Source organism: Niabella aurantiaca DSM 17617, from assembly GCF_000374125.1.
Taxonomy (GTDB): Bacteria; Bacteroidota; Bacteroidia; order Chitinophagales; family Chitinophagaceae; genus Niabella; species Niabella aurantiaca.
In genome coordinates, this window is sequence record NZ_KB893637.1 from 443,930 (window position 1) to 460,151 (window position 16,222).

The 16,222-nt window shown below is 56.4% G+C and carries 7 protein-coding genes; all 7 read left to right on the plus strand.

All coding sequences use genetic code 11. The features are described from left to right. Window positions 1-121: 121 nt before the first annotated feature. The 7 genes from B160_RS0115575 (at window position 122) to B160_RS29300 (ending at window position 16,221) form a co-directional block, all read left to right on the plus strand. A complete protein-coding gene (locus B160_RS0115575; protein ID WP_245562230.1) occupies window positions 122-7,069 on the plus strand; it encodes a type I polyketide synthase in 6,948 nt (2,315 codons plus the stop codon). Between the two features lie 82 nt (window positions 7,070-7,151). Beyond that, entirely contained in the window at window positions 7,152-11,420 is a 4,269-nt protein-coding gene (locus B160_RS0115580; protein ID WP_026309806.1) for a type I polyketide synthase, read from the plus strand. Continuing rightward, a complete protein-coding gene (locus B160_RS0115585; RefSeq protein ID WP_018628865.1) occupies window positions 11,408-11,704 on the plus strand; it encodes a hypothetical protein in 297 nt (98 codons plus the stop codon). The genes B160_RS0115580 and B160_RS0115585 overlap by 13 nt, the downstream gene beginning before the upstream one ends. Continuing rightward, entirely contained in the window at window positions 11,695-12,459 is a 765-nt protein-coding gene (locus tag B160_RS0115590; RefSeq protein ID WP_018628866.1) for an alpha/beta fold hydrolase, read from the plus strand. Before B160_RS0115585 ends, B160_RS0115590 begins: the two co-directional genes overlap by 10 nt. 22 nt (window positions 12,460-12,481) lie before the next feature. Further along, window positions 12,482-13,717 (plus strand): glycosyltransferase, encoded by a 1,236-nt coding sequence (locus B160_RS0115595; RefSeq protein WP_018628867.1) that lies wholly within the window; start codon window positions 12,482-12,484, stop codon window positions 13,715-13,717. Window positions 13,718-13,726: 9 nt separating this feature from the next. Further along, window positions 13,727-14,932: a glycosyltransferase gene (locus tag B160_RS0115600; RefSeq protein ID WP_018628868.1), complete on the plus strand. Its 1,206-nt coding sequence runs from the start codon at window positions 13,727-13,729 to the stop codon at window positions 14,930-14,932. Continuing rightward, window positions 14,929-16,221 (plus strand): condensation domain-containing protein, encoded by a 1,293-nt coding sequence (locus tag B160_RS29300; RefSeq protein WP_051107183.1) that lies wholly within the window; start codon window positions 14,929-14,931, stop codon window positions 16,219-16,221. The genes B160_RS0115600 and B160_RS29300 overlap by 4 nt, the downstream gene beginning before the upstream one ends. Window position 16,222: the final 1 nt, after the last annotated feature.

Below are 16,222 nucleotides of genomic sequence, written 5' to 3' on the forward strand. Positions count from 1 at the left end.
CCATTCATCGGTACATGACTCGTAGAAGACCGGACAACAATTTTGAGCCCAACCTAAACTTATGTATCCTAATTTTTTGAATGAGGACCTCTTGATCACGTCTCCGTGTGAAATTCCGGACGTGGGGTTAGCCTTGGCCACCGCTAAAGCCGGAGCCTTTCCCATTATACACCTGGGCTGGAGGGAGGAGGAGGCCCGTATCGCTTTGAACAGGATCAGGGAGCAGCGGCAGGAGCGCTTTGGTGTAGCCCTGGTAACGGCCTTGCCGGAGAACGCATTGCTGCCGGAAAATATAAGCGTTATTATGGTCCCCTGGGCGCTGCGCGCCGTTGTGCCGGTTGCTCCGCATGCCCGGCTCTTTTTCCAGATCATTACGGTAAACGAAGCGGTACAGGCCCAAAAAGCCGGGGCCGCGGCCATCATTATAAAGGGCAATGAGAGCGGCGGAACGGTGGGCGAAGAGTCGGCCTTCATCCTGTTCCAGCGCGTCATCGCTGTCATTAAAGGTATAGATATATATGTGCAGGGCGGTATGGGAATACATACTGCGGCTGCAGCAAAAGCGCTGGGTGCCAGGGGCGTTGTACTGGACAGCCAGGTGCTCCTTTTCCGGGAATGCAGCGCCCCTGTAACCATAAAGGATATTGCCGGCAAACTGCACGGTAATGAAACCCGGGTGATCGGTCAGTACCGGGTGCTCGTTCGCCCGGATTCCCCGGCAATAGCGGCTGAAGCCGGTTTTGCAGATATCCGCCCGCTGCTGGGCGGCTGGGAGATAGGCCGTAACCTTCTTGCCCTGGGGCAGGATGTGGCGTTGGCAGGCGGTTGGGCAAAGCGCTATAAGAAACTGGAGCATCTGGTGTTTGCCTTCCGGGAGGCCATGCACGGGCACCTTATACAGGCAAAGACCCTGAATGTCCTGCGCCCGGGCAATGCGCTGGCGGAAGCTTTGAAGATCACTTACCCGATTGCCCAGGGACCAATGACCCGCGTAAGCGATGTGCCGGAATTTGCTGCTGCTGTAGCCAATGAAGGGGCCCTGCCTTTTGTGGCATTGAGCCTTTTGAAGGGGCAACCGGCACGCGACCTGATCCGGCAAACAAAAGCGCTGGCGGGCGATAAGACCTGGGGGGTCGGCATACTGGGCTTTGCTCCGCAGGAACTGCGCGATGAGCAGCTGGCGCTGATCCGGGAAGAACGGCCGCCGGTGGTGCTGATCGCCGGGGGACGCCCGTCACAGGCCGCACCGCTTGAAAAAATAGGGATCCGGGTATTCCTGCATGTGCCCTCGGTGGTGCTGCTGGATATGTTCCTGCGTGAGGGTGCAAAGCATTTTGTGTTCGAAGGCAGGGAATGTGGCGGCCATGTTGGCCCGCTCTCCGGTATGGTGCTCTGGGAAAAGCAGATCGAACGGTTGCTGCAGGAAGATGACCTTTCCGGCGTCCATGTTTTTTTTGCCGGGGGGGTGCACGACGCGCGTTCTGCCGCATTCATTGCAGTAATGGCTGCTCCGCTGGCAGCAAGGGGAGCCCGGGTAGGGGTGCTGATGGGAACGGCTTATATCTTTACCCGCGAAGCAGTGCAGACCGGTGCCGTCCTCGAACAGTTTCAGCAGCAGGCCATCCTTCAAAACGATACCGTATTGCTGGAAACAGCCCCGGGGCATGAGACCCGCTGTCTGCGTTCTCCTTTTACGGGGTTCTTCAACCAGGAAAAACAACGGCTGACAAAAGAAGGATTGGAAAAGAAAGAGATCTGGAAACAGCTCGAAGCGCTGAATGTGGGCCGCTTGCGCATAGCCGCCAAAGGCATCGAACGGCGGGAAGGCGGACTGGAACCGGTGGCTGCGGCGGCGCAGCTGGATAAAGGAATGTACATGATCGGCCAGGTAGTGGCCATGCACCATAAGCCCATGGGCCTGCACGAGCTGCATGAAGCCGTGACCACGGGGCATGCGGCCTGTATAGAACAGGCGCCGTTACCGGCAATGCCTGTAAAAGAAGAGAAGGCGCTTAATGTTGCCATTGTGGGAATGGCCTGTATCTATCCGGGGGCAAGCAATAAAGAAGAATACTGGCGCAATATTGTTATGGGAACGGACAGTGTGACCGAAGTGCCCGATGACCGCTGGAATAAAGCGCTTTATTTTGACCCCGCTGCGGATACAGAAGGGCTGTCGCATTCCAAATGGGGCGGCTTTATTCCCCGCGTTGGTTTTGACCCGCTGGAATTTGGCATACCGCCGCAATCGCTTGCCGCTATTGAGCCCAGCCAGCTGCTCAGTCTGCTGGTCGCCAGGCAGGCACTGGAAGATGCCGGTTATAAAGAAGGAAATTTTAATGCAGAAAATGTATCGGTTATCCTGGGTGCTGAAGGTGGCAATGACCTGGCCAACAACTATGGTTTCCGAAATTATTTTAAACAGGTGTTCGGCGAAATGCCGGAAGCGCTGGACGCGGCCCTGCCCCGGCTTACCGAGGACTCTTTTCCCGGTGTGCTGGCCAATGTGATCGCGGGCAGGATCACGAACCGGCTGAACCTGGGCGGCCGCAACTATACGGTGGATGCGGCCTGCGCTTCGTCGCTGGCGGCCATCGACCTGGCCTGCCAGGAGTTGATTCTTGAAAAATCCGATATGGTGCTGGCCGGCGGGGTAGACCTGCACAACGGCATCAATGATTATCTGATGTTTTCCAGTACACATGCCCTTTCGCGGAAAGGGCGCTGCGCCACTTTTGATGCAGCGGCAGATGGGATTGCCCTGGGGGAAGGCGTGGCCATGGTGGTATTGAAGCGGCTGGAAGATGCGGAACGCGATGGAGACCGGGTCTATGCAGTGATCCGGGGTGTGGGCGGCAGCAGCGACGGCAAAAGTCTGGGATTGACCGCTCCCCGTAAACAAGGTCAGATCAGCGCCCTGGGGCGGGCCTATGAGCAGGCCGGTATTTCACCGGCCGGGCTGGGTCTGCTGGAGGCGCATGGAACCGGAACGGTGGTGGGCGACAGAACCGAGCTGAGCGCCCTTACCGATCTGTTGCTGCAGGCAGGCGCTTTGCCGGGGCAGGTACACCTGGGCTCGGTAAAAACCCAGATCGGGCATACCAAATGTGCGGCCGGGCTTGCCGGGCTGATCAAGGCTGCGCTTGCCGTTTACCACGGCGTAAAACCGGCAACCATTCACCTGCGCCAGCCCAATGCCTATTACCATCCGGAGACCAGCCCTTTTGCGTTTAATGCAGCAGCAGGTGTCTGGACCCATGCCATACGCCGTGCGGGCATCAGTGCCTTTGGCTTCGGCGGCACCAACTTTCATGCGGTGCTTGAGAGCAGTAACGCCCGGAATGCGGCAACTACATTAGCATACTGGCCTGCGGAGCTGTTTGTATTCCGTGGCGCCACCCCCGGTGCGGCAGGGCAGGTCATGGATCGGGTAAAGACGCTGCTTGCGACCAATGATTCCATCGCCTTAAAGGACCTGGCTTACAGCCTGGCCGTATATAATGAGGACCCGGTGCAATACAGCATCATAGCAGAAAGCGGCAGCCAGCTGCTGGAGCGGATGGAGGCGGCGCGGCAGGGAACGGAAACAGACGGGGTATTCATCAGCCGACGGAAGGAAGGGAAGGTGGCCTTCCTCTTCCCCGGGCAGGGCAGCCAGCGCATCAATATGGCAAGGGAGCTGTTCGTAGCGTTCCCGGCTATGCGCCGGTTGCTGGCAATGCATAGCCGGTATGAAAAGATCCTGTTCCCGGATGCCGCTTTCAGTGAAACGGCGCAGCAGATGCAGAAGGAGGCTATTAAAGACACCCGCAATGCGCAGCCTTTGCTGGGCATGGTGGATCTGGCGATCGCTGAGTACCTCCGGTCGCTGGGCATTGTTCCGGATATGGTGGCCGGGCACAGCTACGGCGAGTTGCCCGCATTGTGTTTTGCCGGAGTCTTTGACCCGGAAGCGCTGGTGGCATTAAGCGAAAAAAGAGCCGGCGCTATACTGGATGCCGTGGGAGCCGACAAAGGAATGATGGTAGCAGTGAGTTTGCCCGCCGATGCGCTGGACCTGCTGATCAGCGGCCAGGAGGAGGTTTGGGCAGTGAACTTCAACGCGCCCAAACAATGGGTGCTGGCAGGCACCACCGCGGGAATGCAGCAGCTGGTGCACCGGATGAAGGCCGAAAAGATCTCTTTTCGCCAGCTGGATGTAGCCTGTGCCTTTCATAGCCCGCTGCTGGCAGGAGCAGAGGCCCTGTTTGCAGGTGCGCTCAGGGAAGTGACTTTTTGCAGTCCGCAGCTGACTGTATGGTCCAATACCACCGCCCGTCCCTACCCCGGGGAGCCCGGAGCCGTCAAAGAGCTGCTGGCCCGGCACCTGGTACAGCCGGTCCGGTTTATTGCAGAGATTAAAGAAATGTATGCCGCTGGTGCACGGCTATTTATTGAAACCGGCCCGGGTAAAGTACTGGGAGGACTTACCCGTTCGATCCTGAACGGGGATGAACAGGTGCTGCATACAGAAGATAAGGGCCAGGGAGGCATCGCATTCCTGCTCCGGGCAATAGCGGCCTACCAGGCTACCGGACGGAATGTGGACCTCCGGCAATTGTTTGCAGACCGGGATGTCCGCCTGATCCATATCGACGCGCCGGAGCAATACCGCAAAAGCCCGGCGTTGTGGTATGTAGACGGACAAAAAGCGTTGCCGGCATCCGGCAAGCTGCCCGCGCATGGTGCATTGCCCATCGCAACCCCCATTCCATTAAAAATCCAAATAACGACCATGACACAGGAAACGGCCGCTGCCGATAAAATGATGCTGGAATACCTGGCCGGCATGAAAATGATGATACAGGCTCAGCGCGATGTGATGATGAGCTATTTCGGGCAACCTGTAACGGCGGCACAGCTTCCGGTTCAGGGAAACGGAATAGCTGAGGTCTTGCAGCAGCCTGCGGTTCCGGCTATCGCCGCAGCGCCGGCGGAGCGGATCCCCGCGGCCCTGCCGCAACCGGTGGCGGTCACCGATGTGAAGACCCTGTTACTGGAAGTGGTCAGCGAAAAAACAGGTTATCCCCATGAAATGCTGGGCCTGGAAATGGACCTCGAAGCGGATCTGGGCATCGACTCCATAAAACGGATGGAGATCATCGGTGCCATGCGGGACCGGCTGGGGGGCTTTCCGGAAAAAAACGAGGCCGGAGAGCAATTGATGGAACAACTGGCGGTCATCAAAACACTCAGCAACCTGATCGGCTGGCTCCGGGCGCATACGGCGCAACCGGCCCCCGCCCATGAGGTCATCGCATCCCCGCAGCAAACCGCATCCGGACCTGCAACGGATCTGCGTTCGGTGTTGTTACAGACCGTAAGCGAAAAAACGGGGTACCCCATTGAAATGCTGGGCCTGGACCTGGACCTGGAAGCCGACCTGAGCATCGATTCCATAAAACGTATGGAGATCATCGGAGCGCTGAAGCTTGTTACAGGCGGAGGAAATGCCGGTGCTGAGGATGAGGACATCATGGAGCAGCTGGCCGCGATCAAAACTTTAAACGGACTGCTGGGCTGGCTGAACCGGTACAACAACCCCGGAGCACCCGTGAAGGAAGCACAGGAGATCATTAACAACGGCTTTGCCGGTGATAAAGACCCGGAGAGCAGGATCTCCCGCCTGCGTTTTGAGATCACCGCTGCACAGATGGCCGCAGGCAACCCGGAACGGATCCGTGGCAGGCGCTTTGCCATCACCAACGACGGGGGACGCATGGCTGCTGCCGTAAAACAGCGGCTGGAAGCATCCGGAGCGGAGGCCTTCCTGGTTACGATGGAGGATGACCTGCACCTGTTTGACGGTCTGGTTATCATCAATGCCCACGAGTCGGCTAGATGGTACAGCATTATGGAAACCTTCGCCCTTATTAAAAAGCTGGATCCGGAAAAGATATCCTGGATCTTTATGTTCTGCGACCTTTCCGGGCATATGGAACAGAACAATGATCTGAAGATGCTGCGGGGCTACCAGGGATATCCCGGCCTGATGAAAAGCCTGGACCGTGAGCTGGAACAAACACAGTGCCGCATGGTCAGTCTGGAATCGGTACTGGAACCCGAGGATTTTTCAGAGATCGTGCTGAATGAATTATTGTCGCCCGGTGCCCCGTCTGAAGTATTGTACCAGGGGAGGGAACGGAATATATATAACCTGGTGCCTTCGCACCTGATCCGGTCAAACGGGCATACAGCGCTGCACCTCGGCAATGAAGCGGTAGTGCTGGTGTTTGGCGGCGCGCAGGGGATCACTGCCGAGCTTACGGCAAGATTTTCAAAAGACTATCCCTGTCAGTATATCCTTGTAGGCCGTTCACCCGGTCCGCAGCCGGGCAGCAATCCCTACGGCATATTCAAAACAAAAGAGCAGATCCGCAGCAGGCTCATTGAAGAAGGCCAGCTGAAGAGCCCTGCTGAAATTGAGAAAAAAGTACAGCAGCTTTTCAAGAATAACCAGATCCTTCATACGATCGATGCGCTGAAGAATAACGGCGCAAAAGTGGCCTATCATTCGCTGGACCTGCGGGACGAGCAGGGCCTCCGCGATCTTCTTCACCAGGTATACCGTGATTACGGCCGCATCGACGGGGTGATCCATGGCGCCGGCCTGCTGGAAGACAAATTGTTCCTGCACAAAACGGCCGAGTCCTTTGAACGGGTATTTACCACGAAGGTAACGCCGCTGCGCGTGCTGGTTGAAGAGCTGAGGGAGGATGTACAGTTCGTGATCCTCTTCAGCAGCATTGCCTCTGTATATGGCAATCGCGGACAAACCGACTATGCCGCGGCCAACAGCGTAATGGACCGCTATACCTGGGCGTTAAAAGAAAAGCTCAGGGGAAGGGTAACCGCCATCAACTGGGGACCCTGGAAAGGGGCCGGTATGGTTTCACCCTCCCTGGAAAATGAATACAACAGGCGGGGAATAGCCCTCATACCGCTGGAAGAGGGACTGGAAAGCTTTGTAAATGAATTAAAATATGGTACGGAAAGCCAGGTGCTGATCATGGCCGGGGATGTCTGGTGATCCCGGTACCTGTATGAACAGGCAAGGGGTACAGGAAGGCAGCAAAACCGCAGACCCTGTACCAAAAAGTTGGAACGCTCAAATGAAAGAAACAGATATCGCCATCATTGGAATGTCCTGCATTTTTCCCGGTGCAGCAGATCCTGCTGCTTTCTGGCAAAACATATTGGATAAGAAAGATGCGATACAAACGGTTCCGGCCGAAAGACTGGACCCCTTATATTTTGATACGGCTACTGCCGGAGCGGACCGGTTCTACTGCAGCCGGGGCGGGTTCATACCCGGCGTTGTCTTTGACCCGGTGCGTTTTGGCATCCTGCCCCTGGCCGTTGAAGGCATGGAACCCGACCAGTTGCTGACGCTTGACCTGGCCTGTAAAGCCCTTGAGGATGCAGGCGCGCTTGGCAATAAGGAGGCGCTGGAGCATACGGGAATCATTATTGGAAAGGGGAACTATGCGGGCCCCGGTGCCACCAGGGCCATCGAGATCGTACGGACCGGCGAGCAGATCGCAGAAGTATTGCGGCATGCATTGCCTTCCCTGCCGGAAACGGCGATCGAGAAAGTAAAAAAAGAATACCAGGAACGGAAGGGCCGCTTCAGCGCCGATACGGCCATGGGGCTGATCCCGAACCTTGCCGCCTCGCTGGTGGCCAACCGGCTGAACCTGGGCGGGGCCGCCTATACCGTGGATGCGGCCTGCGCCAGCTCCCTGCTGGCGGTAGACCAGGCCATCCGGGAGATCCACAGTGGGCGCTGTGCGCTCATGATTGCCGGGGGCGTGCATGTGGCGCAGAATGCAGCCTTCTGGAGCATTTTTAACCAGCTGGGTGCCCTTTCGCGCACCCAGCAGATCCGGCCCTTTGACCAGGATGCGGACGGGTTGCTGATCGGCGAAGGCTGCGGCTTTGTGGTGTTAAAAAAAATGAGCGCGGCGGTGCAGGACGGCAACCGGATCTATGCGGTCATCAAAGGGGTGGGAGTAAGCAGCGACGGCAGCGGCACCAGTGTAATGAGCCCGGCGGTAAAAGGCCAGGTAAAAGCCATACGGCAGGCCTGGGCGAACGCCGGTATCGATCCGGCAGACGTCGGCTATATTGAGGCGCATGGCACCGGCACCCCGCTTGGAGATAAAACTGAACTGGAAACACTGCGCTCCGTATTTGGCTCCGCGCATACGGAGCTCCGGGCCGGTATCGGCACGGTTAAATCCAATATCGGGCATGCCATGCCGGCCGCCGGTATTGCAGGGCTCATCAAAACAGCGCTGGCCCTGTATCACGACGTATTGCCCCCTACTTTACATTGCGCACGGCCGCTGCCGCAAATGGCCGCAACACGTTTTCGCGCGGTTACCGCACCGTGCAGCTGGAGCGGAAGCGGCCTGAAACCCTATGCCGGAGTCAATGCATTTGGCTTTGGCGGTATCAATGCACATGTGGTGCTGGAAGGGTATGCGCCACAGCAAAGGGCAGAGGCCGGGTCCTTCGCCGGCGATGCAGTGCTGCTGCTGGCCCGCAACAGCAAGGAATTACTGATAAAAGCCCTTGCCGGGAGGGATGCCCGCACCGGTGAAGGGAATTACCGGATTGCGCTTTTTGATCCCAGTCCGGAACGGATAGAAAAAGCCATAAAAATTGTGGGCAGGGATAAACCCTGGAGAAACCGGCAGGATATCTGGTTCACCAACGGACCGTTGCTGTCTGGTGATGCGAAGCTGGCCTTTGTCTTTCCCGGACTGGATGGACTGGCCGGTGGCGAAGTAGAAAGCGTGGCCGCTTATTTCGGACTGGACGGGCGGCGCCCTGCGCAGGAGAGCGGACTGCTGGCACAGGCGCTTGATGTGCTGGAGCGGAGCCGTGTGCTGGATACGGCGATGAAACGCCTCGGCATTATACCCGATATGAACGCGGGGCACAGCCTCGGTGAATGGCTGGCGGCACGGTCGTCCGAGCTGGCAGAAGAGGCATCGGTAACACAGCTGCTCAATGTGCTGGACCCGGGAACCTTCGAGCTGAAAGACTCCCGTTTTATAGCGGTAGGCTGTGGCCTGGAAACCGCTGTGCCGCTGATGGAACAGATCCCCGATCTGTACCTGTCCAATGACAACTGCCCCAGCCAGGTGATCCTTTGCGGAACACATGCTGCCATCGGGCAGCTTACGGCGATACTGAAGGAAAGGCAGGTCTTTTACCAGGTACTGCCGTTCCAATCCGGCTTCCATTCGCCTTTTGTGGCAGATAAGCTGGATGTATTGCTGCGGGGCATGGAAGGCATGCGCTTTCAGACAACCAGGATCCCGCTGTGGTCGGCAACCACTTTACAAACCTATCCCGAAAATTTTGACGCGATACGCGCACTAAGTGTAGAGCACCTGATCCGGCCCGTACGCTTCCGTGAGCTGATACTGAAACTTTATGAAGAAGGCGCCCGGGTATTTGTACAGATCGGCGCCGGGGGGCTTACCGGCTTTATTGATGATACCTTGAAAGGCCGGATGTACAGCGCCGTGGCGTCTAACGTACCGGTGCGCTCCGGCATTGCACAACTGCAGCGGGTGCTGGCCGCCTTATTTGCCGAAGGCAGGGCAGTGGACCTTGCATTTATGGGTATTCGCAATGAACCGGAGCGCCGCGCTGCAAAAGGAATAAAGCTGCAGCTGGGAACGCCGCTGGTAAAACAATGGCCGCTGCTCGATGAAGCCGTTTTAAGCGCCGGCCGTTCCGTACCTGCTGATGTGCTGCCGGCGGAAGTGCCCGGCCATCCTGTAATGCGCGCAATGAAAGAGAATGTAAACGAATTGATCCGGATGCAGGAGGAGCTCGTATCCCTGTTCCGCCTGGCCAGGGAAGTCCCGGCCGGTGAAGGAATTGCTCCGGTAAGGACAGTGCCTCCTGCTCCGGTTCGGGAGCCTTTTGCGCACCAGCTGGATATCACGCTGGAGAACACCCCTTATCTGATCGATCATGCACTGCTGCGCCAGCCCCCGGGCTGGAGCTGTGTGCAGGATATGGACCCGGTCATTCCGATGACGATGATCTTTGAGCTGTTTGGCGATATCACCGCAAGGCAGGTACCCGGCCGTAAGGTGCATAAGATATGCAACACAAAAGTGCACCAGTGGATGAACGTGGCCCAGCCATTCCGCGAAACGGTTACGGGGCACTGGAAGGGACCGGACCTGGCGCAGCTGGATCTGGAAAAATATGCTGCCGCAGAAGTAATGCTTGCCGGCACGCTGCCGGCAGCGCCAAAGACAGACGACAATATCGGTAAGGACCTGGGCATACAGATCACGCCGGAGAAGATCTATAAGGCACATATGTTCCATGGCCCGGCCTACCAGGGCATCCTGTCGGTTACGGCAATAGGAGAAAGAGGGATAAAAGGCCGGATCAAAGGCGCGGGAGGCAAGGGTTCTTTACTGGATAATGCGGGGCAGCTGTTTGGCCTGTGGTTGCAGCTCACGCTTACCAAAGACCGTATTGCATTTCCGGTGAAGATCCAGGAGATCGCTTTCTATGGCGATATGGAGGATCAGGAAGGGGTTTTTGATTGTACCTGTGTACGCACTGCCATGAACGATGAATTTGTTACGGCCAATATAGTGATGCAACGGGAGGGTCGTACCTGGGCCATCATTACCGGCTGGCAGAACCGGAGGCTGGAGATCGATGAGGCCCTCTGGAGGATATCGATGTCGCCATTGCAGCACCGGCTGTCGGAGGAGCTGGCCCCCGGTGTGTTCCTGTTTTACAATGCCTATAACCGTGTGGTCAGCTGGGACTTTATCCTGAAGCGGTATTTTAACCAGGAAGAAAAAAAACATTACCAGGGACTGAACCCTGCAAGAAAAAAGATATGGATGATCAGCCGGGTGGCGGTCAAGGATGCCGTAAGGGCGCTGCTGCAGCGGGAACGGGGCTACTCCTGCTTCCCGATCACTTTCAGCACCCGCAGCAACGAAAAGCAACAGCCTTATGTAGCTGGTGAAGCCGTGGAAGACATCAGGGTTTCGCTGGCGCATAAAGGTACCGATGCGGTAGCGGTTGCGGCAAGCGGCCGGCCGGTAGGGATCGATATCGAACGGATCGCGGTGCGTACTCCGGATTTTATGGAGCTGGCCTGCACCGCGGCCGAGCGTGCGCTGATCAGGGACCTGGATCCTGCCGAGTGGAGTACCCGGCTGTGGGTGGCCAAGGAAGCGTATGGCAAAATGCTGGGACTGGGGCTCAAAGGCGATCCCAGGGCCTATGAAGTAAAACAGATCAGGGGCGATGAGCTGCTGATCAATGACACGGTGATCAAAACAATGCAACATAAAAATTATATTATAGGATGGACACTGTAACAATCAACCAGCCGGCTGCGGCGGCAATTTTCGATCTTTTGAAACAATTTATTACCGAAGTGATCGGCGAGGAGTTTGCGGAGGAAATGGACATCCGGCCCTCCAGCTCTTTTACAAAGGACCTGGAAATGGACAGCATCGAGATCGTTGCCTTTTCCGAAAAAGTAAAAGCGCATTTTGGCGCGCACATCGATTTTACCGGCTGGTTATCGGGTATGGATCTTGACCAGCTGATCAATCTGAATCTGAACGATATCATCCATTACATCCAGCAATGCCGGTAATCCAGGTCAACGGAAAGAAGGTTCATATCCAGGAGCTGAATAAAGGAGCTGCGGAAACCGTGGTAATGATCCATGGTATGTTCAGCAACCTCTCCGTGTATTATTTTAACATCGCTCCCGTACTGGCCAGGCGCTTTCATGTTGTATTATATGATCTTAAAAGTCATGGCATGAGCGAACGCGCGGCGGATGGGTACGACCTGGACAGCATGACGGGCGACCTGCGGGCGCTGATGGACGTTCTGGGGCTGGATAAGGTACACCTGGTGGGCTACAGTTTTGGCGCGCTCATTGGTCTTAAAATGGCCATGCATTTTCCCGGGCGCATTCACGGGCTGGCAATGATCGAAGGACCGGATCCTGCCGATGACCGTACCCGCGGCTTTATGGATGCCTACAACCGGGATTCCCTGGAACATTATTTCAATACCACAAAAGTACGGATAGGCAGGCGGCAGCTGGAGCGGAGTCACCGCATGTATGAATTCCTTTTTTCCCAGACCTCCATCAAAAAGGATATGCTGGCAGAGCGGGATCTTTTTGCCGATGCGCGCCTGACGGCCCTGGCGCACCAGCCCCTGCTGATCTACGGTAACCGTTCCGACTGCCTGGAGGCCGGCTATTTTTTAAAGGACCATATTCCCGGTGCCGTACTGGTAGAGATAGGGGGCGACCATGACCTGCCGGTTCAGGCGCCGGAACAGGTAGCCGCTGTGCTGATGCGCTTCCTTGTAGGGGAAACAATGACTGTTTAGATAACAAAACCAAAGAATATTTATGGCCAGGTTTGCGATCATAGTACCACCTTTTACCGGGCATGTAAATCCCACCCTCAGCCTCGGCAGTGAACTGCTGCGCAGGGGGCATGAGGTAGGCTGGATCAGCCTGGACCCTGCATTGCAGCACCGGTTGCCGGCGGGTGGAATATTGCTGCAGACCGGCGGCGGCCGCAGCAGCCCGGAGCAACAGGAGAACGATGCATATCTTGATAAGATCACGAGCAAAAGCGTCTATGGCATCGACAGCATTAAATTCCTGTATGAAGATGTGCTCATTCCCCTGAACCGCTATATGTACGCGGATATCCGGCAACAGCTGCTGCAATTTGTACCCGATATGGTCATCACCGATCATCAGCTGTTTGCCGGTGCGGTTGCCGCCCGGCAGTTGCAGATCCCCTATGCAACCTCGGTAACCGCACCTGCGGCGATAAACGTAATGGAGGATCTGCCCGGGGTACATGAGTGGGAGGAAAAACAGGTCGTGGCCCTGCAGCAGGAGCTGGGCTGGCCCGGCGATCAAAGCCTGGATTGTTCCGATGTACTGACGTTTGTATTTACCTCGCAGCTGTTTTTTGGAACCATGCAGCTGCCCCCGCATTTCCGTTTTGTAGGGCCGGTCATACAACATCGTAAAACGGCTGCGGCCTTTGACTGGGAGCGCTTTCACCGCACACCGCACCCGAGGATCCTGGTGAGCATCGGTACCACTTTTGACCATGCGCATAAGCGGCTTTTCTTTGCCAGGGTGGTGGAGGCTTTTGGCGGAATGGCGCTCACGGTAGTGGTGGTCTCCGATCCCGGTCTGTTTGAAACGGTCCCGGACAATTTTATCATTCAAAAGATGGTCCCGCAATTGGAGCTGCTTCCGCATTTGCAGGCGGTGGTTTGCCATGGCGGGCACAATACCGTATGCGAAACGTTGAGTCATGGCCTGCCGCTGGTGGTCATCCCTATAGCGTACGATCAGTCGCATGTAGCGGGAAGGGTAGCACGCACCGGCGCAGGATTGCGGCTGAACTTCAACCGGTTCAAGGCACATCACCTGCGGGATGCGGTTATGGAAGTGCTGCAGCAGGAGCAGTTCCGGGAAGCTGCGGAGCAGATCTGCTCATCGTTTGAAGCCGCCGGCGGCGTAAGCGCTGCTGCAGGTCATCTGGAAGCATTATTAACAACAAAACAGGATCCTGTTGCGGGCCGGGGAAAAATGCAACCGGCGGGCAAGGGGTCATAACCTGATCTTATGTCGAAATTCTTATTTGTAGTACCGCCGTTTTTCGGACATCTCAGTCCAACGCTCAGTATAGGCGCAGGCCTCATCGCCAGAGGGCATGAAGTGACCTGGCTGGGCATTGTACCGGTTGATGAAGCACATTTGCCGGAGGGAGGTGTGTTCATGGTTCCGGAAGCGGCATTGAAGGGCCACCGCGCAGAGATAGAAAGGATATTGAAACGTCAGGATGATGGTCCTTCCCTGTCTCAGCCGGAAGTCATGAAGCTGGCGCTGGAAGAAACCTATGTGCCCATTGCCCGGATGATGATGCCGGGCCTGGAGCAGTTCATGGATGAATGGCAGCCGGATGTGGTCGTAAATGATTGCATTACCTTTGCCGGTGCGCTGGCTGCGTATAAAAAAGGAATTCCCTGTGCAACCACCACGCCGGTGCCGCCCGATGTAATGGGCGATACGGCCGGTAATGCGCCGAAAATATTTGAATGGCTGCAAAAGCTGATCCGCGATCTGCAGCACAGTGTGGGCATTGAGGAAGAAGGCGTGTTCATACATTCCCGTAAACTGAATATAGTCTTCACCTCTGCGGCATTTGCGGGGTTCGGGAACCCGGAGCCGCATATGCAGTTCGTAGGTCCCGTGCAGGGCCGTCCCAATCACAGCCCCTTCGATTGGGAGCGCCTGTCCGGGGCCACCACGCCGAAGATCTTTGTATCGCTGGGCACTCTGCTGGTAGATATCCGCAAGGAGTTTTTTACCCGCCTGATCGAGGCTTTCCGGGATGAGCCGGTAACCATTATTGCGGCAACCGACCCGGCAGTTTTGGAGGAGTGGCCGGATAATTTTATTGTGCAGGGCTTTGTGCCGCAGGCGGCGCTGATGCCCCATATGGATGCGGTGATCTGCCATGGAGGATTTAACACCGTGAACGATACTTTTATGAACGGGTTGCCGATGCTGATTACGCCGATCGCATATGATCATTTCCACACCGCTTCGCTGATCGAAAAAGCCGGCTGTGGTCTGAAGATCCGGTACAGGCGGATGCGGGCTGCGGATATGCGGAACGCGGTGTGGAGGTTGCTGAAAGAGCCCCGGTTCCGTGAAGCGGCCGCAGCAGTGCGCGAAACTTTTATGGCAGCAGGGGGCAGCGCAAGGGCCATTGAGCTCCTGGAAAATTTTGTAATGGAGGCTACTCCCAAACTGATGGATGCATGACCGGACCAAGAATAAAAAGAAGAATGCTGTTTGCAGAGCGCATGATGTACCAGGATGGCGCAACTCCTTTTAACGCCCTGTTCCCGTTAAGGATCCGCGGGGTGTTGTTACAGGAGCAGCTGCAGCATGCATTGAGAGGGCTGCAGGAAAAACATCCGGTGCTTGCTGCCGCGGTAACAACAGACAAAGAAGGGATGCCCTGGTTTGAGAGCACGGCACCGGAAATTGAAGTACCCATACGCATTGCAACACGCAGCTCGGACGAAACCTGGCAGGAAGAGTCGGTAAAAGAATGGAATACCGCTTTTGATACCCGGAAGGGTCCCCTGATGCGGCTGGTATGGGTACGGGGAAACGAAGTTTCGGAGCTGTTGCTGGTGGCGCATCATTGTATGTGCGACGGGGGATCGGCGCTTGCTATTGTGAAGGAGTTCCTGTTGCTGATGGATCAGCCGGATGCGGATATCGGTAAGGAGCACGTGTTTACACAACTGTCAGACATTGTGCCGGCCGCTGTTTTGCGCAGCCGGAAAAAGATCCTGCGCGCCCGGCTGCTGGGCTGGGCGGGTTACCTGCTGCTGCATGCCATTCCGCTAAAGAAAAAAACAGTCAGCCGCGGGCAGGAGTACCTGCTTCACTGGAAGCTGCCGGAAGAAGCAACCAGGAACCTGGTGCAGCATTGTAAAGCGCTGGGGATTACGGTCAATACGGCCACAAGCCTGGCTTTGCTGAGCGCTTTTGCTGCGGTGCGCGGAAAAAAAGCAGCCAATAAGGTTACCTGCCCGGTGGAGATCCGGCGATATGCCCGGACGATCCGGGCCGACGCGGTGTTTGCATTCGGACTGTTGCTGGAGCTTTCTATGGATAAACGGCCGGGCCCCGGTTTTGCGGCAAAGGCACAGAAGCTGCAGGCCATGGCTTCAAAAAAGCTGGCCCGGCTGAACGCTTACGATTCGCTGATGATGCTGGAATATGCTCATCGGGCATTGCCGCGTATGGCGGAATTCCTGAAATATAGCAAGCCCACTAACGACTGCATGTTTTCCAATATGGGCATATTGCGCATTCCGCACCAGTACCGCAATTTTGCGGTAGATGCGATCTTCAGCCCTTCGGTGATCGGTTCGCTGGGCAATCCCACAACCTTGATCAGCTCTATATTTAAACAACAGCTGGACTTCAGCTTTATTTCCGCCGAAGGGTATATTCCCCGCAGTGAAGCTGTGGCTATAAAAGAAAAACTTACGGATCTGTTGCTGCAACTGCAAGGATCTCCTGACCCGCATTGAT

Bases quoted from the DNA above. Each gene is read 5' to 3' on its own strand.
- B160_RS0115580 (WP_026309806.1), top strand. From the start codon at position 7,152: ATGAAAGAAACAGATATCGCCATCATTGGAATGTCCTGCATTTTTCCC.
- B160_RS0115585 (WP_018628865.1), top strand. From the start codon at position 11,408: ATGGACACTGTAACAATCAACCAGCCGGCTGCGGCGGCAATTTTCGAT.
- B160_RS0115590 (WP_018628866.1), top strand. From the start codon at position 11,695: ATGCCGGTAATCCAGGTCAACGGAAAGAAGGTTCATATCCAGGAGCTG.
- B160_RS0115595 (WP_018628867.1), top strand. From the start codon at position 12,482: ATGGCCAGGTTTGCGATCATAGTACCACCTTTTACCGGGCATGTAAAT.
- B160_RS0115600 (WP_018628868.1), top strand. From the start codon at position 13,727: ATGTCGAAATTCTTATTTGTAGTACCGCCGTTTTTCGGACATCTCAGT.
- B160_RS29300 (WP_051107183.1), top strand. From the start codon at position 14,929: ATGACCGGACCAAGAATAAAAAGAAGAATGCTGTTTGCAGAGCGCATG.